This is a genomic window from Dictyobacter aurantiacus (assembly GCF_003967515.1).
GTDB classification, from domain to species: Bacteria; Chloroflexota; Ktedonobacteria; order Ktedonobacterales; family Ktedonobacteraceae; genus Dictyobacter; species Dictyobacter aurantiacus.
This window is the reverse complement of the sequence record NZ_BIFQ01000001.1, coordinates 1,376,320-1,396,898: the sequence shown is the minus strand read 5'-3', so window position 1 is coordinate 1,396,898 and position 20,579 is coordinate 1,376,320. Positions and strand designations below refer to the sequence as shown.

Genomic DNA, 20,579 nt, shown 5'->3' with positions numbered 1-20,579 from the left:
ATACCTTATGCCAGACGTGTACACGGAGGGCGGCGCGTCCATGGAACAATTAACAAATCTTATCATTTCTGATCGTGAACTTGCTACAATTTCAGCTGTGTTGATGAAGTTGATGAATGATACTAACGCCACATCGGCTATGCTGCTGGATAAAAGTGGCCAGGTGGTTGCGGTGCAAGGCACAGGGACACGTCGCAACGCAACCACACTTGGAGCTTTGCTGGCTGGTGTTTTTTCATCGTCGCGTGAAGTTGCGAAGCTCCTGGATGAAAAGGACTTTCGGAATATTTTTCAGCAGGGGGTGCAGGAAAACATCTACACCACCATGGTCGAAGAGCAATGGCTCCTGGTGATTATTTTCGACAAACTTACTCATATTGGCCTGGTCAAAGTTCTTTCGAAGAAAGCTTCTGATGAGCTTGGGCGCATTCTGGAACGTGTGCGTAACGATACCACGCGCACCAAATCCTCTGTGCTCAACCTTCAGTTTCGCTCATCCGTTGAAGATACCATCGATCTGCTTTTCCGCGATTAGAGGAACCTGTCTTTTATGGCTCTCATCAACATTGCTACCCATGAGATCCACTGTAAGATTGTATATTACGGGATTGGATACTGTGGGAAGACGACGAACTTGCAGCACGTGCATAGAAGCATCAACCCCAATGCCCGTGGTGAGATGCTCTCTATCGCCACGGAGACAGAGCGCACTCTGTTCTTCGATTTCTTGCCCTTAGATCTGGGAACGGTACATGGCTTCCGTACGCGTTTCCACCTGTACACGGTGCCGGGGCAGATTCTTTACGAGCGCACACGCCTGGCTGTCTTAAATGGTGCCGATGGCATTGTTTTTGTCACGGACTCGCAGGCTGAAAAATTTGAGGAAAACGTGCAGAGTATTGCTGAGCTTGAGATGAACATGCGTCGCATCGGCAAAAATATGGCGACCTTCCCTCTGGTGATGCAGTGGAACAAGCGTGACATGCCTAACGCGCTACCCGTTCCCGTACTGGAGCGTTATCTCAATCGCCGTCACGTGCCCAGCTTTGAGGCGGTCGCGTCCAATGGGCGAGGTGTTTTCGCAACGTTGCGAGCCATCAGTAAAAACGTGATGGCGCAATTGTAATATTTATGTCTATAAAGTCTTAGCTGCTATTATTTCGTGGAAGGGAGAGGGAGATTACGCTGCTAGATCCTGTTATGGAAGACCCATTGCCATCTATGGCTATTTTTGGCCTGGATTTTACCAGTGCCCCCTCTATCCGCAAGCCCATTACCTGTGCTATATGTGAGCTGTGGGCGACCACCCTTCGTATACAGGAATGCCTCTCTTTCGCCCAATTTGACGCGTTCGAACAATTTTTGCAGCGGCCCGGCCCCTGGTTGCTGGCCTGCGATTTCCCCTTTGGTCAACCCGGGCAGTTGATTAACAATCTCGGCTGGCCAGCCGCCTGGCCCGACTATATAGCCACCGTGCACGCTATGGGCAAGGTTCTCTTCAACCAGGCCATGATTTCATATAGCAAAAAGAGGCCAGCCGGAGATAAGTTGCACCTGCGGTTAGCGGACAAACTGGCCGGCGCCATCAGTCCAATGATGATGTACCGGGTACCGGTCGGAAAAATGTTTTTTGAGGGAGCGCCGCGCCTGTTGAGATCTGGCGTAAGCGTGCTCCCCTGTTATCCGCGACTGGATACGAGGGTGGTGGTAGAAGGGTATCCGGCCCTTGTCGCGCGGCGCTGGTTAGGCAGGCGGAGTTATAAGAGTGACGAGCGGGCGCGCCAGACGTTAGAGCAGCGCCAGGCCCGTATAGAATTGATTGATGCCATCTGCTCGGACGCTCTATACGAGGAGTATGGTATGCGAATAGATCTAACGGAAGACATGCGTCAACGATTGATCGACGATCCCAGGGCCGACCAGCTCGACTCCGTCCTTTGTGCCATCCAGGCCGCCTGGGCCTATCAGCAGCGCAGCCAGAACTATGGCATCCCCCCAGGATTTGAAGCCGACGGCTGGATTGTGGATCCTCTCCTGCTTCACCTGCACAAGGCCTCCCGCGGCAAAAGGTAGAGGTTGCTTCACTTGAACATGTGAAGCAATGGGATAGCCAGGAGGTGCTGGCGTGTTTCATAGTTCTATCATCGCCTGGCGGATCTTCTGCGTTGCCTGTTCTATAGACGTTTGATTGGAGAAGGCCATAGGCTGGCCTATTCTGACCCAGATGCGCTTTCTTTTCTTGGGGAGGTTTTCAAATATCAACTCGTTCATGGGTGGGAATATCGAGCGGTAGGCAGGATCAATTTTAATCGGCACCACCTGTGCGTGCATATGTGTCGCGATAAAGCCTGTGCCGGCCTTAAATGGTTGTAATGTGCCATCTTTAGAGATACCGCCTTCAGGGGCGATTAATACCGAGAAGCCATTATCCAAAAATTCACCTGTCAATTCAAGCGACGCCTTGATGTTGTGCCTGGTGTCAAAAGGAAAACCACCACCCCAGAACTCCACAAAAGGGCGTCGCCACTCGTGCCAGAGATCCTGTGTGGCGGCTATGACCAGCTTGCGGCGTATAGCTAATGGTAAGGCGCGCAGCGCGCACACGGCATCCATAATCCCCATATGATTGAAATAAAAGATCGCGGGCAACTCCAGACTGGCCAGATTTTCCTGGCCACTCACCTCCAGCGGCACAAACAAGGCGTGGAGCGGGAAGACCAGCAGGGTCTGTAGCAAGACCCTGAGACGTACAATGAAAGGGGCGTAGTTGAGGGCATGAAAGGGGAGGTCGGGTGGGATGGCTTCCGCGTTCTGGATGAGTTCCCTCAGTTGCGCGACGGTGGTGTGCTCGCTAATCGCTGGCTCCGCCACCGCCACGCCTAAATCCTGCTCAATTAAAGAGAGCAATTCAACCCGCTGTAGCGAATCCAGTGCTAGATCAGTCGTTAAGACGTCGGTTTCTTTAATCTGTGCCGCCGGAATTTTTTTGCTGCGGGCGATCAGCGAGCGCAGGGTATCGCTTTCAGCTAGCTGGACCGCTGCTGGCGTTTCTCCTCGTTTCTCGATCGCGTTGGCGACTTTAGCGCGATCAATCTTCAAGATAGGCGTTCGTGGAAAATCATCGTGGTGCCATAGGCTCCATTCCAGAACCTGCTCATGGGAAGATAATCCCTGGTTCACCTGCCGCACAATCTCATTCAGTTTTTGAGGATACCTGGTGATGATGGCAGCGTGTACCCTTTCCCCTTCCTCCCTCTTCACACCGATCACGCAGGATTCGCGTACCAGGGGATGTGCATTGAACCGCTTCTCGATATCTTCTGGATACACTTTCTCGCCGCCCGGTAAGACGATTCTCGATACTTCGCGGCCCGTTATATAGAGGTATCCCTCTGCGTCCAACCTGCCAATATCTCCGGTTCTATACCAGCCATGGGAAAACACCTGCTGTGTTTTCGGCATATCTTGAAAATAGCCGGGTGAGATATTTGGACCCTGGGCGATAATCTCATGGGTGGCAGGATCGATCTCAATGCGTGCCCCTGGTAGCGCTTTTCCCACTGATCCTGGGTGCTTCGCACTGGGAGTATTGAGGGTCAGGACCGCTGTGGTCTCCGTCGCGCCATAGCCTTCATAAATGGCAATGCCCAGGTGTTCCCATTTTCGTGCCAGCTTGTTATTTAAAGGCGCGGAACCGCAGCAGAAAAATTGCAGATGTGTGCCCAGCCGTTGCCTGAATGGATAAAACATGGCGCGACGCACACGCATAGGAAGAAATGGGGCGATGCGCTGTAGCGCTGACCATATTCTGCGCGCGCCGCTTTTCTCTACTTCACGTTCGATGCCCGTCATGAGTAGCTGCAGAAATTGGGGAACAACGAACGCGGTGGTAATCCCATGTCTGCGCAGTGCGTTCATAATCGTGACCTGATTGATACGTTCAAGATAGGTTACTGTGCTGCCAACCTGGAAGACCGCCAGCATGTCAACCACCTGCTCAAAGGCATGAGACAGCGGCAGAAGCGACAGCGTTCTATATTCTTGTTTAAACGGAAAAGTCTGACAGAGCGCGGACACATTGGTCAGAAAGTTGTGATGGGTCAGGCGTACCCCTTTTGGGGTACCGGTTGTGCCGGACGTGAAGGCGATCTCCGCCAGGTCATCGGCCGCCACGTCCGGCAACTCCTTAAGCTCGGGCAATGGTCGCACCAGCTCGATTAAATCTTCCAGGTGGTAGGTGGGTATTGCGTCAGGCGAAAGGTCGCCTGCGATCGCTTTACTCTTAAATCCGAGCTTACAGCGGGCGGCCGCCACAAACATCTGGCGCGTCTCCGTGGTTGTGCGAATGTCGATTGGCACCGCAACGATACCAAGCAGCCAGCAGGCGTAATACAGGATTGCATATTCAGGCATATTCGGAGCCCAGATAACCACCGTGTCTCCTTTTGTAAGCCCGCGTGAGTGCAAGAACGTGGAGGTTTTTAAGGCGAGGGCATAGACATCAGTGAAGCTCAACTTTTCTGCTCTAAAGCCGCGCTTCATTTCATATGCAATATGGGTACCATGCAGGCGAGCATATGTGTCGAGAAACTGACCCAGGTTGCGCATGAATGGATCTCCTGTGGAACGTTTTTATCATCTATCAAAACCATTCCAGTGGCTTCTACAATATTAAAGAATCGGCACGATCCCGGGTGATGAGGAGGACAACTGGTAGAGAGGGAGCGACCAGCGCAGAGAAAACGGGCTGGCCGCGAAAAATAAACCGCTATGGCCCTGTTTAGCCGCGCAGGGTAGCGATCAGGCGCTCAGGTTTCAGGAGGAGATCGATCGCCTGTAGAGGTCCGGTCGCGACGACATCGGCCCCCAGCAGTGTCTTGGTCGAGATGCCTTCAGAGGTTACAACGACGACCCCGATGGCCGCCAGGCGTAGCATACTGGCGTCATTAGAGCCATTGCCAAAGGCAATGACAGAGGCCGGTCCTAAATTCTGTACGTAGCGCATCTTCTCATCGCCGCGCAGTGTCTCATGAATAGGAAAGCCCAGCGTACTCCGGATAGCTGGCAGATTGCCATGGGTACCAGCCGTGATCAGGTGGATGCTGAGGTGTTCGGAGAGTTTCTTAAGCTTTTCACCCGTTCCCTGAATCGGTATACCATCTACGGCGAGGGTGCCGTTCACATCAAAGACTGCATGCTGCAGCTCAATCACGCCTCTTTGGGGAATTTCGATTCTTATAGTCAATTCTGTGCTTCTCCCTCATTGATCAATAAAATAGGATCTAAGCATAACGTCTGAAAGGATTATGTGCAAGTGCTAAATCGCCTGGTTGCTTGATGTCGGCCTCGCTGCCGTCACTACGCTCAACGTTGTTGCGCGGAGGGATGAGGTTTAATCTCTCTATAAGTATACATTATAAAAAAGATGGAGCGCCAGAACACTATTTCTGGTACTCCATCTTTTTTATAATGTATGATCAGGGGATTAGAAGTAGCGGCGGCGGCGGCGTGGGCGACGCGCATAGGTGCCACGTCGATGATAGTAGCGCTCGTAGCTGGGACGGTAGACGCGGCGATAAGCCAATCCACTCCAGAGTGCCACGAAAAGGGCCGCTACCAGGAGTGATGTGAACAGTGGGGCACCTCCAATATAATAATCATTTGAGAAGTGCAGACCCAGTAATCCAACCACGATGATCATTCCGATGAAACCGACGACGGTAGCACCGAGGATACCATCGGGGGCACGCCGACGGGCGATCATTTCACCAATAAAGCCACCGATTAAAGCAATAATCAACCAGACGATGAAGTCTCCAAGCGTGAAGTGCATATACGAACCTCCTTGTCGGTTTGTTTATATAATTCCAGTTGTTTGTAGTACGTATGGTTTAGCTTTTTCGCTTCACATGACCTGGAAATTGAGCTGGAATGGGCCGACAGGCTGGATTGCGCACCCAGGCAATCCAACGCACGAGGGATGGATATAGTACTCAGATTTTTCAACTAATAGCGTAGAAGCGCCGGGCAGGTGTCTGTAACATTTCATCGGTGGCGCCCAGGCCTGCCAGGGTCAGAGCAGCTGAAAGGCGAATCGCTCGTGAATAGTGTGGTTGTTGAGAGAGTTTTCGCAATAGTGGAATCGCCTCCGGGTCTCGCAGTTGTGTGAGCAGCCAGACGACCGCCTCTCGTTCGACGGCATCGGTACGCTGGAGTGAGCGAACCAGTTGTGTGGTAAAGTGTTTGCCATATTGAGTCTGGCAAAGGTGCAGGTGATAGTGGAAGTCACTGGTCGAAAGGGTACTATTAATGGTCAGGTCGATTAACTCGTGGATCTTACTGTGAAGATTTTTACGAGACTCAAGCTCTACAACGTTCCAACCGGTATCTTCTTGAGTAAGTTCAACGGATTGGAGCGGCCTGGCGTCCCATCTTTCCATCAAGATATGTCCTTTCAGGGCATTGGTCTGCCCCTTGCTGCTAATAATTCAACGAAACGCTACGAATACGCGGCCAGGCTGGAAAAGACTTCCTGGCGATTTTCTATCATATGCAGAAGGGCCTGCAGGCCATGAAGGGCGCCCTGGTGCTGACTGCTAGTGAGCATCGTTGCCGCGTTAAATTCATCCTCATCGAGGAGCAGTGGGGTACCACTGACATCTACCCACACATCCAGGAACAGATCTACCTGTTTGATAGTGTGCTCCTGGATATGGGCCGGCTCCGCGATATTGCAGTACCAGCCTTTGCGCTGCCCATCTTTATGTGAGATATCAAAGATATTGAACCAGCGATCCGCGTAATAATACTCGATAAAGCGATCTCCCGGCTCGAAACGTGTATAGCCCAGGTCGCGCTCTCCCATCGTCCAGCTAGCCTGAATGACTATCTCCCCGTCCGACTGTTTGATCACATCGCCATCATAGCGAATTTTTTCGGTCCCAAGTGGATCGAGTTTAATAACGGTAATCATGGTTTCTCTCAACATACGAATAACACATATCTAATAAGCAACCGTTTGTTGCAAACAGTTTATAGTGTAACCTAAATCTATCTAATATTCAATGTCTGGCACGGGTTTTTAAGACACTACGTGCCAGCCTTTATTCTCCATCTTAACGCGTCAATTTTTTGAAATCAATTGGCCCGCGTGAATCCATCCCCAGACGCCAGGCATCCCTGGTCTGTTTGCGATACGCCTGTTCAACCTCCTCGGTTGAAAGCTGTGGATTCTCGGCGGGATTATGCTGACGTGCTATCAGATAGATAAGGAGCGTTGCCAATAGAATGCAGGCGCCGATTCCGACCAGGATGCTGGCTACGCCCCAGTGATTCTCAAAATACGATTGTGGGTGGCTCTGATACTGATAGGTTTCAAATGAATTACTGGCATTGTCCTGTTGACCCAGGATCGTCAACTTAAGAATCTGGTGACCTGTACCGGTGAGGGAACTTCCATCCACCAGGGGCATCGTAACGCTCTGAGAACTGTCATCATAGATAAGCGCGAGCTGGGACTGCGCGATATCCTGTTCAGAAAAATAGGTGGAGAAGTCGGTCAGGTTTGCCGTATAGATCAGGCCAGTGCTGGTATCCCGCAGGTAGTATTTTACATCTCGCTGGCTCGAATAGAGCTGAAAATGGACCAGATTAATGCTCTGATAAGAAATTGTGTGTGAGTTGAACCCGTATATCAGCCCGCCGATTAAAAATGCGGAGCCCATAATAATTCTGCCCACATGGGTGAGGAAGAGATAGGTGACCAGGCGAAAAGCGATATCGCCACTTCTATTTCTAGTTCTGAAATACATAAATGTAGCTACTTCCTTGTATGTACATAACAGGACGATAAAAATATGTCAGCCAGTGTTTGATTCTCGCCATTGTGGGGCACATGAGCGCCTCCGCACGGGCCTCCGCGGGCGCGGCCGCGCTGGTTTTGTGTGTTAGTGCAACCGGTACGCGGACGCGCCCCGGTTGCACTAACACACAATGGACTCGTAAGCACCAGAGAGGCGAAAGCTCAGGCAGGTTGCAGGCGATGATCATGAGAGTAAGACACACTCTCGGCAATAGAGAGCCAGAAGGTATATGTATGTCTCAGAACTCATCAATAGAAAGGACGTGTAAACTGCACAGCTATAACAAATTTATTTGGAGCAGGGATAAATGGATATTCCGTGCCGGGGGATAGAGAACGGAGGGGAGGATAAAAGCTATCCTCCCCTCGTCAATGCTATATCCAGGCATACTGCTGCTTCTCGCTGTAGTAGGAAAAGTTGCCCGGATAGACACGCAGGGTCTGGTCGGACTCGATGGCGATGATCCTGGTCGCCAGCTTATCAAGAAAGTAGCGATCGTGTGAGATCATCAGCAGGGTGCCATCGAACTGCTGCAGGGCGGCCTCCAGCACCTCGACGGATGGGATATCCAGGTTGTTGGTTGGCTCATCGAGCAAGAGAAAGTTGGCCTCCGTCAGCATCAGGCGGGCGATCTGCAGGCGGCTCTTCTCGCCGCCGCTGAGATTGGCGATCGTATTATGCATATCCCGATACGAGAAGAGCAGGCGGTGCAGCAGGGCGATGGCCTGTCCCTCACTCATATTTTTCAGCCGCGTCACAAACTCGATCGGCGTGCTGTTGAATGGCAGGGTCTCCTGTTCCTGTGAATAGTAGCCCGGAATGATGCTGGGGCCGATGCGCACCTCACCCTGCTGCACTGGTAGCAGACCGAGCAACGTCTTCACCAACGTCGACTTGCCGCTGCCATTCTCGCCCACGATTCCGACCCGTTCACCGTGCATGATCGTCAGGTCAAATGGCTTGCACAGGAGCTGGCCGGCGACCGAGAGTTCCAGATTCTTAACCTCCAGCACCTTCTTACTGCTACGCTCAGGATCCAGCTTCACCTTCATCTTGTTGCGTACGAGCACCGGCTTTTCTGCCAGGTCTTCTTTAATGCGCGCGATGCGCTTCTCCATATTGTGCATGCGCCCGGCGAACTTATCGTTCATCTTTGCCCATTCACGCAACTGCACCAGGCTAGCTTCCAGACGTTTAATCTCGTCCTGCTGTGTCAGATAGTACTCGTAGCGTTGTTGCAGACGCAGCTGGCGCTCCTTCACATATGCCGTGTAATTTCCTATATACACGTCGATCGCGCCATCCTCCAGCTGGAAGATCTTATTGACGGTACGATCGAGCAGATGACGATCGTGTGAGATGATCACGACCGCGCCGGGATAGTCCTGGATGTATGCCTCCAGCCAGCGCTTGACCTGCATATCCAGGTGATTATCGGGCTCATCCAGCAGCAGCAGATCTGGCGTCTGCACCAGGATGCGCGCCAGATTGACCAGCTTCTTCTCGCCGCCACTGAGGGTCCCGACCAGTTGAGCATAATCGGAATCCTTAAAGCCCAGTCCGCTCAACACGGCTTTGGCCTTGTGCTCCACCATATAGCCGCCCAGAGCTTCAAAGCGCTCCTGAGCCTTGCCATAAGCCTCAAGGACCTTTTCCAGGGCATCGGGATCAGCACAGACGGCGGGATCGGCCATCTGCTGCTCTAGACGCTGCTGATAGGCCATGTGGTCGGCGAACTCATCCGAAACCTCCAGCACTACCTCAAAGATCGTCTTCGCATGCTGGCGCGGGTCGATCTCCTGTGAAAGATGGCCTATTGTCAGGCGGCGCTTGCGCGAAATGGTTCCTTCCGTTGGTGTGTCCAGGCCAGCCATCAGGCGCAGCAGCGTAGATTTACCGCAGCCATTCTCACCCACCAGGCCGATGCGTTCTCCGGTGAGAACCTCTAAATCCAATTGATCAAAGACGGCATTGCCAGCATAATCCTTGCTGACCCTGGAGAATTGTACCAGTAACATCGTAGCTTCCTTCTGAAGAAATTGAGCAGCGCACAACCAGGTTGGGGGTGGGCTGCATACGGGTAGAGAGTACGTAAGACAGCGTTACCATTGGGGATAGAACCTGGCCATCAGCTGCAGAGGAAGGTGATGAGATGATGGGTAGCGTAAGGACACAGATCAGGCAGGAGAGGAGTACAGACAGGAAGAAACGAACCTACGGTCTACTTGAAGTGCAACCGTACGTCATCTACGACATCAGCACTGCTTTCCGCCGCATAAGCGATGTACCAGGCTTATGCGGCGCGCACATGCGTAATGGCTTTATAGGGGTAGTGGTAAGCCAGAAACTGAGCAATCTTATCTTGCTCAGTGCGGCAAATGTATTCATTCTGCATAACATAATAAGCATACCTGATCCATAAATTGCTTGTCAAGCAGGGAGAGCGCCAGGCTTGCTTTATAGGGGTGACTGGAGCGCCCCCGCACGGGCGTCCGCATGCGCGGCCGCACATATTTTTTGAAGGATGTGCTGGTACAAAAAGCGTGGGCTCGGCCCACGCTTTTTGTACCAGCACATCCTTCAATTTGTTTTGAGTGCCCTGGCGCTCAAGTCAGGGGCCGAGGGCGCGAATGAGTTCCACCTGTTGCGTTGCACCAACTACCTGTAAAACCTTATTACCAGAGGTAGCGGCGAATGAAATTCAGACTGTCGTGCAGTTGATCCAGGTGCACCTCTCCATCGATGGTGATGGCGGGCGATTCCAGGCTCAGGTTGCCTGTAAAGCCGCGCTGCTTGAGGCGGCTAAAGAAGCCGGCAAAATCGATATCGCCCTCACCAGGATGAAGATAACGGCGCTTGCCATCAACGAAGGGTTGTCCATTGGAGTCTTTAATATGAACATGATGGGTACGATCATCCTGCCAGAGCCAGGGGGTCTCGAAGACCTGCTCCAGCTGATCGTAGTTCGCCAGAAATTCAGTATCCAGACCAAAGTGGCAGCGTGCATCACGTTCCAGGGCTCGGTGCAGATTTGTCAGAGGATCAAAGTGGCGACCTGGAATACTTTCCAATGCCAGCTCTATCCCATTGCTCAGCGCGATATCGTAGCACCTGTCCAGCAAGGATAGATTGTTATCCAGGTTATCATCCAACTCGGGCCAGTTCCACAGGTGGAGCACCAGTATCCGGCAGCCAAGCAGACTGGCGAGACGGCAATTCTCCGCCAGCAGCCGCACCCCGTGCTCGCGTTCTACGGGATCGGGTTGCCCGAGGGCCGTACCGATATTTTTCTCGGTATGCATGGCCGGGAAGCGCAGCCCTGTGCGCCGCAGTTCATCGGCGATTTCTTCAATGCGGGAATACCAGGATGGATAAAACATAACTTCAAAGCCATCAGCATCCAGCAAGGGACCATATTTCACAATGGCTTTATAACCAGTAAGATCGGGATAGCGACTAAAGACTCCCGTAGAACAGAGTAGTTGTATGGATCGGCTCATATGGATTGTGTTTCTCTCCTCATAAAATATCATAAAATATAGAGAACCTGGCTTTTCTGCCATTGTATGCATCACCTGAGACAATACGCAACCAGGGAGATTGTCTCTGTCGTGGAGAATGTAGCAGTATGCGGTACCAAAAAGCGGCTAAAACGTTTGTGCTATGCTATACTACACTATATGCTGAGTCTGGATTTCGTTTGTCAGCATTCCGACGTGGTACGGGATGCGCTACAAAAGCGCGCTGAGACGCGCAATATTGATGAGATACTGCAGCTAGCTGAGCAGCATAAAAGTCTGGTCGCGCAGCGAGATGGTCTTTATATGAGGTTGAAGCAGCAGCGGGAGGCCGTTCGCGCCTTGCCCACCGACCGGCGTACTGATCTCAATAAGAGTATCAAAGCGTTGTCTGAGGAGATTAGCAAGCTTGAACTGGATAAAGCGGACCTGGATACGCGTCTGCAGATGTTGTTGCTTGCCTTACCGAATCTGCCTCATCAGAGCGTGCCGATCGGCCGGCCAGACTCTCCCGATGACATTGTTTTAACATGGGGAGAACCGGCCAATGCTCGGCATCTGCACTTTGAACTGCAGCCGCACTGGATTCTGGCCGAGCGGTTGGGGTTGATCGATACTGACATGGGCTCACGCATTGCCGGCAACCGCTTCATTGTACTCAAAGGCCATGGGGCGCGTCTGGAACGAGCTCTAATCTCCTTTATGCTAGATATCCATACCCGCGAACACGGATATACCGAGATCATGCCTCCCCAACTGGCGCGTCGCTCGGTCATGATCGGAGCTGGCCAGCTGCCCAAATTTGAGGACCAGGCATACGCCTGTAGCGAAGACGCGCTCTACCTTAATCCCACGGCCGAAGTGCCGTTGGTTGGCATGCACAGCAACAGTATCCTCGCTCAAGAACAGCTGCCTTTACGCTACGTGGCCTGGACAACCGCCTATCGGCGTGAAGCGGGCTCTGCTTCGCGCCATACCCGTGGTCTACTCAGGCTACATCAATTCAATAAAATTGAATTGTTTCAATACAGCGAGCCCCAGCATTCATACATCCGGCTTGAGCACATACGCCAACATGCGGAAACGATCCTGCAGATGCTCGAATTGCCCTATCGTATCGTCGTTCTCAACTGCGCGCACCTGCCCTTTGCCGCCGCCAAAACCTATGACCTTGAAGTCTGGATGCCGGGTATTCAGGAATACATAGAGGTCTCCTCCATCAGCAACTGCGAGGCATTTCAGGCTCGGAGAGCCAACATCAAGTACCGTCCAGAAAATCACGCGCGGCCCGGCTATGTCCACACCCTGAACGCATCCGGACTCGCTGTTGGGCGCACCATGGCCGCCATTCTAGAAACCTATCAACAGGCAGATGGCACAATAGTCGTCCCAAAAGTCCTACGTCCCTACATGGGCGCATCTATGCTCACATAACCTGCGTACTCTTATAGAGTCAAATATTTATTTCAATCGATTGCAAAATCAGGAAAAGCCAACCATCGGTAGATTCTTATCTTTAATGTAAAACAGGGTAAAGCGCAAAAAAAGCCCTCCCAAAGCGTGAATATAATAACAAGGGTATTTCCGTAGAGGTGAGGGAGGAATCGGCCGCAAGGCCGAACCCATGTTCCCGCCGCCGCAGGCGGTACGCGAACAAAGGTGGGGAAGTGCAGGAGGGGCGACGAGCCCCACCTGCCGGGGAGCGGGGTGTCCCCGCCATGCCCCCCCTTCCCCGCCGCCGCGGGCGGCACGCGAACAAAGGTGGGGAAGTGCAGGAGGGGCGACGAGCCCCACCTGCCGGGGGAGTGGGGGTGTCCCCCCTCATCTCCTCCCTCCCTTTTCCGCCGCCGCAGGCGGCAACACAAATAAGGGAGCAGTCATTTTAAGAAATATTTACAACATTTCTTAAAATGACAGAAAACCCCTTCACAAGGTGGCACAGTTGTGGTATATTATCTGCGGAAGGATGGCAGAGTGGTCTATTGCGGCTGTCTTGAAAACAGCTGGGTGAGAGCCCCGGGGGTTCGAATCCCTCTCCTTCCGTACTAGAGCAGATATATATACATCTGCTCTAGATTTGTCTTTACGAACTTTTGTTCGCTCCACACGTGCGGGGATGTAATGCTCCCTGTTGCATCTGGCCGCTATCGACGCTACCAGCAAATCTCAAGGTGCTTTACGAGAATCTACACTGTGCACACAAAAGAATACGGAATACGAAGAGTAGTAGTTGGCTCTCGTGTATGATGGTCTATGAATGATGATAAAGAAGTCTGGGGAACGGGTGGAGAGCGGGATTCATAGGCTGCATGAGGGTCGTTTTCTGGACGGACGGTGAAGTATTGTGTCACTGATAGGTACATTAGAGCAATTTAGTCTAGCAAATGTGTTGCAACGAACAGAAGGACATGAAAAGACTGGTCTACTGACGATTCGTCAGGGAGCGCAGTGGATCGAGTTTTACATCCGCGACGGCCGCCTCTTATGCGTGGGTCCGCTGCGCACAAGTGCAACGCTGGGTGAACGTCTGTTACAAGACGGTATTATTTCGCCCGCTGCTTTTCAGGAGATTTCGCGCGTACTCGGCGAGGCCAGCAAGAATGAAGCTCAAACGGCCCGCACTTTGATGGAGCTTCGCCACGTCACTCGCGATGACCTGCGCAACTGGACGATCAAGAATACCACGGAAGTCCTCAAGGTGTTACTGATGTGGACATCGGGTGAGATTTATTTTGATGAGGATGCTCCGGCTCCTACTGAGCGGCTGCTTGTCTCTATGTCTATTTCTACCTTACTTTCCAATGCTACGGCCGCCCTACCCACATCTGCTCCCTCTGTCAAGCCATCGGTATATACCTCGATTGGCACTACACCGGTTATGCCAGTGCAGCCGGTACCACCGATGTCGCCGGCGGTAGCTCCAGCGACGCCGCAGATGACCAGGCCGGCAACCACTCCGCGTACCCCATCACCAGATGTAGCGCGTGTTCCGACCCTGATGAGCGCGTCTCAATTCCTGGACGACTCTTCTTTTGCCGCATCATCTGTTGCTACCTCATTTCCGGCCACCGAGGGTATAGAGCCGGTAGTGAAAAAGGCCGAGCCCGAGACGCCATCGTTTGCCGACGTGGCTTCATTTGCCGACGTGGCTTCATTTGCCGACGTGGCTTCGTTTGCCGACGTGGCTTCGTTTGCCGACGTAGCACCGGCGCAGACCGATAGTGGATTTCCTTCTTTATTTGGTGAAGACGCGGCCAGCGATCCGAAGGTCGCGCCCGCCTTACAGCCGGTGCCAGTGATGAATCCGATACCGCCCAGGCGCATCGATACCTCATTTATGTTGCCCGACATGGTACTATTACCCACGGACCTCTCGGCCTATCGTGAGCAGAATCCTCAGGTACAATTAACGCCTGATCAATGGTGTATACTTACACGGGTCGATGGCCGCACCCCCTTGACCGTCATTTGTCAGGAATTAGGATCAACTCCCGACATTGTGTGTCCCATTGTAGGTGAGTTGATCGCCGAAGGGTTGATTATGGCTTCCTTACCCGGTGAGCAATCTTTGCAGGAGACCTCGCCGGTCGCACGCGAACTGGTTGCCTCGGGACTGGGTAACGGTTATGTCGCGCCGGGCTACGCCTCGACCGCCGCTTCACCCTGGTCGGCCTCCATGCCAGCTATTCCAGCATCCGATGGCAACACCTCGATGCCCGCTGGGCCGGTGATTGGAAATAGTATAGAGACCGAATCGCAGTGGGGCAATGGTGGAAACGGCGCGACCTTTGTACCTGGACGCGGTTGGGTCACCACGCCCCAATCCATGCAGCCCTTACAATCAAGTGGACCCTTAAACTTTGCGCCAGGCGGCACGTACGCTCCAGCCGGAAATGGATTTTAAATCCGATAACATTATGACCTTGTGTGGATGATTATGTGGAGGAGGTTGTGATGGATGAATTTTCATCTGAAAAAGGATTGGTAGCTCAATCGGTAACGACGCTACAGCCAGATGATCCGATTGAGGGCATGATTATTGGGAAGAGCGCGGCGATTCAGCAAGTGATCGCCGCTGCGCGTAAGATAGCTTCACACGCGACCGCCACCGTATTAATCCAGGGGGAGAGCGGTACCGGCAAAGATGTTCTGGCTCGTGCCATCCACGAACTGGGCCGCACCACCACCTCTCCAGGTAGCCTGTTTATCCCCATCAACTGCGCCGCGATTCCAGAGACGCTATTAGAAAGCGAGTTATTTGGTGTCGAGGCGGGCGCGTATACCGATGCCAAGGTTTCGCGCGATGGCTGGCTCTCACGGGCGCATAGGGGTACGCTCTTTCTCGACGAGATCGGCTCGATGCCGCTGTTTCTACAGGCCAAATTATTGCGCGTATTAGAGACGCGCAGCTTCCGCAGAGTTGGCGGAATGAAAGAGATACACGTCAACCTGCGTATCATCTCAGCTACCAACACGGACTTGCAGGCGGCCGTGGCGCGTAAAGCGTTTCGGCAGGATCTCTTCTACCGGCTCAATGGTTTCCCTATCTACATGCCGCCACTGCGTGAAAGGCGTGAAGATCTGCCATTGCTAATCGAGCACTTTTTGCGCCGCGTCAGCGCCAATCGGGGGGAGCCGCTGACGGTAAGTCCGGATGCCATGCGGCTTATGGAGAGCTATTCGTGGCCCGGCAACGTCCGTGAACTGCTAAATGCTATCGAGCGCGGCGATATCTTATGTGACAATAATGTCATTCAGCCTAAAGATATTCTCAGCTCCCTCCCCGTCACGCCCCAGTATGCCGACCAGCAGTTGATTGAACTCCTCTCAAAGCTTCAATTCCCCGAGAATGGGCTGGACCTGCCGGCCCTGCTGAGCACGATCGAGCGATCCTTTATTCAAGAGGCCCTGAAACGGTGTGGCGGAAATCAGGTGCACGCCGCGCAGCTCCTCAGCCTCTCGCGCGACCAGCTGCGCTACCGCCTGCTTGAAAAGGCAGTGAGGCAGCTGACAGACTAGCTGGCGTTTTCGGGCCAATCGAGCATAATGGCCTGTACGGTATCGCCGGGCTGGACGACCACGCCTCCCTCTGGAACGATCAGCAAGGCATTTGTTTGTAACAGTGAGGTCATGATATGTGAACCCTGGTGGCCAGTCGTACGGGCCACAAACTTTCCATCCTGCCACCTGACGTAGGCACGCACATAGTGGCGCCGCATGGCTCGCTCCTGGACCCCATCTTCCACCTTTACCTCTATTTGAGGTTTCAGCAGATGGGTATGGCCCTGAAGCTTGCGCAGAACGGGACGCCCAAAGAGCTCGAAGGTTACCGCACTGGAAACAGGATTACCCGGCAATCCAAGCAGTGGGACCGCGCCAATATGACCGAAGGCCACCGGTTTGCCGGGCCGCATATTGATGCGCCAGAACTGTATCTCGCCCTGTTCAGACATAATATTCTTGACCAGGTCAAAATCGCCCACCGAGACTCCTCCGGAGGTCAGGATCAGATCGGCGTTGATGGCCTGCGAAAACTTCTCGCGTAGGCTCTCCACGGTATCGCGCGCAACCCCTAAACGCTCAGGAATGGCGCCAGCGCGTCTGACCGCTGCTTCGAGCAGGTAGCTATTGCTATTGCGGATCTTGCCCGGCTGTAGCGGCTGGTCGATCTCAATCACTTCATCGCCCGTCCCCAGGATAGCGACGCGCGCTCTGCGCGTCACTGGCACACTGGCCCAGCCGAGCGTTGCCAGCACACCAATCTCCCACGCCCCGATCTCGCTGCCGCGCGGCAAGATCAACTGACCATGGCGCATATCTTCGCCAGCCGGACGAATATTATTGCCGGGTTTGACCTCCTGTAAAATTTCCACCCAGTCGCTCTCCGGTCCACCATGGCGCGTAAGCTCCACCTGAATGACCGTATCGGCTCCTGGAGGGACCGGGGCACCGGTCATAATACGCATGGCTGTGCCGGGCTCAATTGCGTGATCGGCCACGTAGCCCGCCGCCACCGTACCGGTCACCTTCAAGCGCGGCGGCTGACCTTGCCGCTCCTTACTATCCTGGCTCCGCAAAGCGAAGCCATCCATGGCGGAATTATCGAACGGAGGGATATCTTCCCGGGCGATAACGTCTTCGGCCAGAACGAGGCCTAGAGCTTCTGGGAGTGGGACACGAACCGTTGGCAACGGGGCGATTGCTGCCAGGATACGCGCGAGTGCTTCCTCAACACTGATCATAAAATGGGTCCTCCTCAAACAATGCCGGTAATACAGAAAAGCCTGGCCCACGTAAATAATCTTGTGATGCCAGGCTCTTCTAAATACCGCAATATCTATTGCTACAAAAAAAATACCTCGTACGGGATTCGAACCCGTGATCTCCGCCTTGAAAGGGCGATGTCCTAGGCCGCTAGACGAACGAGGCTGGTTTTGTTTTCGCTTTTGCGTCAACGAAGAGGATTATATCTTACTGTGGAGACTTTGTCAAGCGTGCATTTCTATCTTTTTTTATATGAGTTATCCCGGATTTTGATACCGCTGGCTAACTCTTCGGTTAGCCAGCGGTATCAAAATCCGGGATAACTCATAATATTCAATGCGCTTTCTCAGGCCTGGGTATAATCGCCAAGGATAGTGGTGATCTCCAGGTGGTTGCCGCAGGGATCGATGGTAAAGAAGCGGGGACGATGGGGGATCGGCTCGGCTTCAATGATCTGATAGCCTGCCTCTTTGAGCGCGTTGCGATATGCCTCCATATCGCTAACCTCCAGACAAAAGTGACGGGCCTCTTCCGATCTCTGTAAATAGGTATCCGGCACAAAATGGAGTTCTATCTCACCTACACCTGCGGCAAACCAGACGACCCCCCTGGCCGCCAGGCTGGCTGGAGCCTGCTTCTCCTGAAATCCAAGCAAGCCGCTATAGAAAGCCCGAATCTGATCTTGTGAACCGCTCTTGATCGATAGGGAGACATGTTGTAGGCGGGGAAGCTTGATCCCGTCGTTCTCATGACTGGATGGCATGTTTTTCCTCCTGGATTGTTACTTTCTGGTTTGTGGACACTCTACCAGCATTTATGAGATATGCCCAGTATACCATACATAGAATTAGCTTGATTTCTTATCATGGAATATAGAGGGGAAGAAAGAGGCGCAAGCGATCACACCCTTATGGGGATGGCGTATCCTCTATATCACGGAGTAGATAACTAATAGTAGATTGTCATTTAGCCATAATTATTTCCCCTGCACTATAAAGGATTGAGAATTTCTTCTTAATCTAAACCACTCGTTAAAGAGGTAGAGACAGATGGCAAAACCCAGGCATCCAGCATCAGCGGCGCAGCGGCGTGAGCAGGAACGGCTCCGGCGTGCGCAGCAGAATACCAATATACGTTCGCGCAATGGTGGCAGACGTAGGAAGCGTAGATCATCACGCAAGACCTGGCTCTTGCTGGGGGGAATTATCGTGGCCCTGGTTCTTATCATCGGTGGGTTTATCTATTTTGGAGAGCAACAAAAGGATACCGCCACCAGGACCGCTACCCCTGGTGTTTTTCAGCAGTTGACCACAGTAAAGCCGGATCTATTCTCCATGGTTGGGAGTGGTGGATTAGATAAGACCGTCAGTTCGGTCCTAAAGCCGGTAAAAGGTGCTCCCCTTCTCAAGGGACCATCTGGTAAGCCAGAACTGTTTTATATGGGCGGTGATTTTTGTCCGTTCTGTGCGGCGCAACGCTGGCCGATGATTATCGCCCTGGGTAAGTTCGGGATCTTTGAGAAGCCGTTGACGGCCATTGTTTCCAGCGAATCGAATGTTCCCACTTACTCGTTTCATCCGACGGCTTATAAGAGCAGCTATATTGATTTTGTACCGGTTGAAGTCAACGACAATCAGCAGTCGCCACAGCCGCTCGACAAGCTGACGCCTGAGCAAGAAGCGCTGGTAAAAAAGTACGACGCGCCCCCCTACACCAGCGATCAGAGCGCTGGTAGTTTCCCTTTTGTGAGTGTGGGCAATCGATATATCTCCGTTGGCGCGTATTATTCGCCTGATACGCTAGTGGGGCATACCTATGATGATATCCTTCACCAGATACAGGATCCTACTACTGATATGTCGCGTAACATACTCGGCTCGGCAAACTATCTCATCGCGCAGATCTGCAAAATAACTGATAATCAGCCGGGCAATGTGTGCACAGCCGATCCGATCCCCACCATTCAGGGCAAGTTGCCCAGGGCTGATCTTTCAGCCGGCAGCCATGCCGTTCTGCCGAATACCGGGGCACGTGAGCGCCCCCGCACGGGCGTCCGCATGCGCGGCCGCACTGGATTTTTGAGTTGATGCCACAGGGGCGCATTAGCGCCCCTGTGGCATCAACTCAAAATGGCCGTGGAGTACCGCAGATGGGAAAGCGCACACCCGCACCCATATAAGTTTTGAGCTGGTGCATCGGGCGCGCATTAGCGCCCCTGTGGCATCAACTCAAAATGGCCGTGGAGTACCGCAGATGGGAAAGCGCACACCTGCTCCCACATAAGTTTTGAGCTGGTGCATCGGGTGCGCATTAGCACCCCTGGCGCATCAACTTAACTATGACTATAGAGTACCGCAGATGGGAAAGCGCACACCCGCACCCATATAAGTTTTGATCTGGTGCATTGGGTACGCATCAGCACCCCCGGCGCATCAGCTCAACTATGACTATGGAATACCGCAGATGGGAAAGCGCACATCTGCTCCCCGATCAATTGTGTGTTGATGGATGGAGTGGGCATCAGCGCCCCTGTGGCATCAACTCAAAATGGCCGTGGAGTACCGCAGATGGGAAAGCGCACACCCGCACCCATATAAGTTTTTGAGTTGGTGCATCGGGCGCGCATTAGCGCGCCCGATGCACCAACTCAAAAATCAGTGTGTCCGCGCAGCGGACGCCCGTGCGGGGGCGCTCACGTGCCCTCAGGGCGACAAAAGTCGGAGCTACTCTATAAAAATGCGGTTGTCAGTGACAACGATATGCAATATCGCCAGTTGCACCTTGAATAGTTACGCTGGTACAATAAAAGACAATTAGTTTGGCTCAACTGGAAGCCTATCAGCTATAAGAGAAAGCAACCATTGGAGAATATTGCGATCAACACTGCTGCCACTGTATATCTTCTATAAGCTCAGTCCACTGGAGACGCGCATGT

The 20,579-nt window shown here is 53.0% G+C and carries 17 protein-coding genes and 2 tRNA genes; 8 read left to right on the top strand and 11 right to left on the bottom strand.

Annotated elements, in window-relative coordinates:
• Window positions 1-40 precede the first annotated feature (40 nt).
• The 3 genes from KTT_RS05650 (at window position 41) to KTT_RS05640 (ending at window position 2,073) form a co-directional block, all read left to right on the top strand.
• Complete coding sequence (locus tag KTT_RS05650; protein WP_126595050.1) at window positions 41-535, top strand: roadblock/LC7 domain-containing protein; 495 nt, start codon at window positions 41-43, stop codon at window positions 533-535.
• A 15-nt stretch (window positions 536-550) separates the two neighbouring features.
• Window positions 551-1,126, top strand: a complete 576-nt coding sequence (locus tag KTT_RS05645; RefSeq protein ID WP_126595049.1) for a GTP-binding protein — start codon at window positions 551-553, stop codon at window positions 1,124-1,126.
• 74 nt (window positions 1,127-1,200) lie between these two features.
• Entirely contained in the window at window positions 1,201-2,073 is an 873-nt protein-coding gene (locus tag KTT_RS05640) for a DUF429 domain-containing protein (protein ID WP_126595048.1), read from the top strand.
• A 57-nt stretch (window positions 2,074-2,130) separates the two neighbouring features.
• Here the strand turns inward: KTT_RS05640 and KTT_RS05635 are convergent, their stop codons facing one another.
• The 8 genes from KTT_RS05635 to KTT_RS05600 form a co-directional block, all read right to left on the bottom strand.
• Window positions 2,131-4,608 (bottom strand): AMP-binding protein, encoded by a 2,478-nt coding sequence (locus KTT_RS05635; protein ID WP_126595047.1) that lies wholly within the window; start codon window positions 4,606-4,608, stop codon window positions 2,131-2,133.
• Window positions 4,609-4,780: 172 nt separating this feature from the next.
• A complete protein-coding gene (locus KTT_RS05630; RefSeq protein WP_126595046.1) occupies window positions 4,781-5,245 on the bottom strand; it encodes an HAD family hydrolase in 465 nt (154 codons plus the stop codon).
• 240 nt (window positions 5,246-5,485) lie between these two features.
• Window positions 5,486-5,833: a GlsB/YeaQ/YmgE family stress response membrane protein gene (locus KTT_RS05625; protein WP_126595045.1), complete on the bottom strand. Its 348-nt coding sequence runs from the start codon at window positions 5,831-5,833 to the stop codon at window positions 5,486-5,488.
• Window positions 5,834-6,002: 169 nt separating this feature from the next.
• A complete protein-coding gene (locus KTT_RS05620) occupies window positions 6,003-6,440 on the bottom strand; it encodes a HEAT repeat domain-containing protein (RefSeq protein ID WP_126595044.1) in 438 nt (145 codons plus the stop codon).
• Window positions 6,441-6,499: 59 nt separating this feature from the next.
• Window positions 6,500-6,988 carry a ribonuclease FAU-1 family protein gene (locus KTT_RS05615; protein WP_126595043.1) on the bottom strand — a complete coding sequence of 163 codons (489 nt, stop codon included), beginning with the start codon at window positions 6,986-6,988 and terminating at the stop codon, window positions 6,500-6,502.
• 127 nt (window positions 6,989-7,115) lie between these two features.
• On the bottom strand, window positions 7,116-7,811 hold the full coding sequence (locus KTT_RS05610; protein ID WP_126595042.1) for a hypothetical protein: 696 nt from the start codon (window positions 7,809-7,811) through the stop codon (window positions 7,116-7,118).
• A gap of 425 nt (window positions 7,812-8,236) precedes the next feature.
• On the bottom strand, window positions 8,237-9,880 hold the full coding sequence (gene abc-f / locus KTT_RS05605) for a ribosomal protection-like ABC-F family protein (protein ID WP_126595041.1): 1,644 nt from the start codon (window positions 9,878-9,880) through the stop codon (window positions 8,237-8,239).
• Between the two features lie 657 nt (window positions 9,881-10,537).
• Window positions 10,538-11,362 carry a sugar phosphate isomerase/epimerase family protein gene (locus tag KTT_RS05600; protein ID WP_160145664.1) on the bottom strand — a complete coding sequence of 275 codons (825 nt, stop codon included), beginning with the start codon at window positions 11,360-11,362 and terminating at the stop codon, window positions 10,538-10,540.
• A gap of 111 nt (window positions 11,363-11,473) precedes the next feature.
• Between KTT_RS05600 and serS the strand changes: the two genes are divergently transcribed.
• From serS to KTT_RS05580, 4 genes are all read left to right on the top strand, one after another.
• Complete coding sequence (serS, locus tag KTT_RS05595) at window positions 11,474-12,814, top strand: serine--tRNA ligase (RefSeq protein ID WP_235845608.1); 1,341 nt, start codon at window positions 11,474-11,476, stop codon at window positions 12,812-12,814.
• 526 nt (window positions 12,815-13,340) lie between these two features.
• Window positions 13,341-13,423: transfer RNA gene (locus KTT_RS05590), tRNA-Ser, on the top strand.
• Window positions 13,424-13,724: 301 nt separating this feature from the next.
• Window positions 13,725-15,284, top strand: a complete 1,560-nt coding sequence (locus KTT_RS05585) for a DUF4388 domain-containing protein (protein WP_218030838.1) — start codon at window positions 13,725-13,727, stop codon at window positions 15,282-15,284.
• 50 nt (window positions 15,285-15,334) lie between these two features.
• Window positions 15,335-16,399 carry a sigma-54 interaction domain-containing protein gene (locus KTT_RS05580; RefSeq protein ID WP_126595038.1) on the top strand — a complete coding sequence of 355 codons (1,065 nt, stop codon included), beginning with the start codon at window positions 15,335-15,337 and terminating at the stop codon, window positions 16,397-16,399.
• Here the strand turns inward: KTT_RS05580 and KTT_RS05575 are convergent.
• The 3 genes from KTT_RS05575 to KTT_RS05565 all read right to left on the bottom strand — a co-directional run bounded on the left by KTT_RS05575 (window position 16,396) and on the right by KTT_RS05565 (window position 18,407).
• Window positions 16,396-17,622, bottom strand: coding sequence for a molybdopterin molybdotransferase MoeA (locus KTT_RS05575; RefSeq protein ID WP_126595037.1), 1,227 nt, complete (start codon window positions 17,620-17,622; stop codon window positions 16,396-16,398). The two genes, KTT_RS05580 and KTT_RS05575, sit on opposite strands and share 4 nt — an antisense overlap.
• A gap of 113 nt (window positions 17,623-17,735) precedes the next feature.
• Window positions 17,736-17,809 (bottom strand) — tRNA-Glu (locus KTT_RS05570).
• A 181-nt stretch (window positions 17,810-17,990) separates the two neighbouring features.
• Window positions 17,991-18,407: a VOC family protein gene (locus tag KTT_RS05565; RefSeq protein ID WP_218030837.1), complete on the bottom strand. Its 417-nt coding sequence runs from the start codon at window positions 18,405-18,407 to the stop codon at window positions 17,991-17,993.
• A gap of 286 nt (window positions 18,408-18,693) precedes the next feature.
• Here KTT_RS05565 and KTT_RS05560 point away from each other — a divergent pair, with 286 nt between their 5' ends.
• Window positions 18,694-19,731: a DUF929 family protein gene (locus KTT_RS05560; protein ID WP_126595036.1), complete on the top strand. Its 1,038-nt coding sequence runs from the start codon at window positions 18,694-18,696 to the stop codon at window positions 19,729-19,731.
• Window positions 19,732-20,579: the final 848 nt, after the last annotated feature.

Excerpts from the sequence above, each read along its gene's own strand:
- KTT_RS05645 (WP_126595049.1), top strand. The coding sequence starts at position 551 with ATGGCTCTCATCAACATTGCTACCCATGAGATCCACTGTAAGATTGTA.
- KTT_RS05615 (WP_126595043.1), bottom strand. The coding sequence starts at position 6,988 with ATGTTGAGAGAAACCATGATTACCGTTATTAAACTCGATCCACTTGGG.
- KTT_RS05575 (WP_126595037.1), bottom strand. The coding sequence starts at position 17,622 with ATGATCAGTGTTGAGGAAGCACTCGCGCGTATCCTGGCAGCAATCGCC.
- KTT_RS05640 (WP_126595048.1), top strand. The coding sequence starts at position 1,201 with ATGGAAGACCCATTGCCATCTATGGCTATTTTTGGCCTGGATTTTACC.
- KTT_RS05620 (WP_126595044.1), bottom strand. The coding sequence starts at position 6,440 with ATGGAAAGATGGGACGCCAGGCCGCTCCAATCCGTTGAACTTACTCAA.
- KTT_RS05565 (WP_218030837.1), bottom strand. The coding sequence starts at position 18,407 with ATGCCATCCAGTCATGAGAACGACGGGATCAAGCTTCCCCGCCTACAA.
- KTT_RS05560 (WP_126595036.1), top strand. The coding sequence starts at position 18,694 with ATGGCAAAACCCAGGCATCCAGCATCAGCGGCGCAGCGGCGTGAGCAG.
- KTT_RS05625 (WP_126595045.1), bottom strand. The coding sequence starts at position 5,833 with ATGCACTTCACGCTTGGAGACTTCATCGTCTGGTTGATTATTGCTTTA.
- KTT_RS05635 (WP_126595047.1), bottom strand. The coding sequence starts at position 4,608 with ATGCGCAACCTGGGTCAGTTTCTCGACACATATGCTCGCCTGCATGGT.
- KTT_RS05600 (WP_160145664.1), bottom strand. The coding sequence starts at position 11,362 with ATGAGCCGATCCATACAACTACTCTGTTCTACGGGAGTCTTTAGTCGC.
- KTT_RS05580 (WP_126595038.1), top strand. The coding sequence starts at position 15,335 with ATGGATGAATTTTCATCTGAAAAAGGATTGGTAGCTCAATCGGTAACG.
- abc-f (WP_126595041.1), bottom strand. The coding sequence starts at position 9,880 with ATGTTACTGGTACAATTCTCCAGGGTCAGCAAGGATTATGCTGGCAAT.
- KTT_RS05650 (WP_126595050.1), top strand. The coding sequence starts at position 41 with ATGGAACAATTAACAAATCTTATCATTTCTGATCGTGAACTTGCTACA.
- KTT_RS05610 (WP_126595042.1), bottom strand. The coding sequence starts at position 7,811 with ATGTATTTCAGAACTAGAAATAGAAGTGGCGATATCGCTTTTCGCCTG.